A 1,406-nucleotide genomic window follows, 5' to 3' on the forward strand; every position below is an offset into this window, starting at 1 on the left:
AAGGCTACGGTGGCTTCAATGATGAGGTCGACAACCATTATGTCCAGGTCTTCGGATCCGCGATCCTGATTGCCGCCATGGGCGCGGGCATCGATATGTCGGTGCCGACGAGTTCGGCGTATGGGTATCGGCAGACACCCTCCGACGCCGCCCGGAACAGCTTTGCAGAGACGTTTGGCCGGGTCGTAGAACAGACGATTGGCAAGAACCTCAACGTCCAGCCCACACTGGAGATTCGGCCGGGCTATATCTTCAACGTCCTCGTCGATCAGGACATGGTCTTTCCCGGCACTTACCGCGGATAAGACTTCAAGTATGAACGTCTCTTGGCGGGGTTTGGCCGTAGATCAATGTCGGGAAGCTGAGGGTGGTTGAAGCGTTCCCTGCGCATTTAGGGCGCGATCGAAGCAAGCGGCACCGCGCAACTCGTCTAGCCGACGGAAGAGAACTGCAAGACGCAACCATTTTGATCGATGTTGCGGGACACTCGAGTCCAGTGCCATCTGCATCGCTTGTAGCGCGCATTCTGCATATTCCACTTCCTCAAACGCCATTTAAGCCTCTCCCGGAACCGAAACGCGGGATTTAAGGCGGTCCTCGCGAATAATCTATCCGTAAGGTGACGGACGCCTGACAACAAAGAAAAGCCTCAGCCCGTCAGACCGGGTTGGAGGCTGAGTCAGATTGGCACCTATCTGGCGCGGTGCCGGCTTCCTCGATGTAGTTCCACCGGAACTCAGGTTTTCTGTGCAGTTTTGGACACTTCCCGGAACGAACGACCTTCGCCAGAGTCATTCCGCATAGGCGCACGCCGCGGTCGGCCGCCTTCAGTCCCGCATCCGCCCATCGGCTTGCGCGGCTCGCATCGTCTGGCTTGCGCCGGATCAGATCGAGGCTGCCGGCGATTCCTTGGAGGAGGTTGTTGAAGTCGTGAGCTATCCCGCCCGTCAGTCGGCCGACAGCCTCCATCTTCTGCGCCTGACGCAGCGCGACATGGGCGCTCTCGAGTTTGCGGCTCCGCTCCATGATGCGCTGCTCGACCGTCTCGTTCAGCTGGCGCAGGCGAGCTTCGCTCTCCCGGAGTGCCGCCTCGGCCCGCACGCGCTCGGTCGTCTCCGAGACTATGCACAGCACGCCTCCGACGCCGCCATCGCCGTCCGGATGCGCCCGACACTACACATTCGGCGGCGACCAGTGGGATGCGGTCAGATGCCTAGAACTCGCGACTGAATACAAGGCTCGTGCTCAATCTTCCGATCTTTCTGCGGAAAGAGCATTGTTGTTGAATATCGCGAGGACGTTCACCGGATTAGCTAGTAGTTCACCACCGTGATTTTGACGTTTTGATGCCGAGCCATTCGAGGATCGGCAAGCTTTCGGGCGGCACGAGGATTTCGATGCTTCTG

General features: G+C 59.0%; 2 protein-coding genes. One reads left to right on the forward strand and one right to left on the reverse strand.

From position 1 onward, the window contains the following. Positions 1-305 (forward strand): TrbI/VirB10 family protein (locus tag AC0L3A_RS40585; protein ID WP_473256563.1); only part of this gene is annotated, 305 nt, incomplete at its 5' end. A 352-nt stretch (positions 306-657) separates the two neighbouring features. Here the strand turns inward: AC0L3A_RS40585 and AC0L3A_RS40590 are convergent. Further along, a complete protein-coding gene (locus AC0L3A_RS40590) occupies positions 658-1,101 on the reverse strand; it encodes a hypothetical protein (RefSeq protein ID WP_473256564.1) in 444 nt (147 codons plus the stop codon). Positions 1,102-1,406 lie beyond the last annotated feature (305 nt).

It is taken from the genome of Bradyrhizobium sp. MI1.3 (assembly GCF_055811695.1).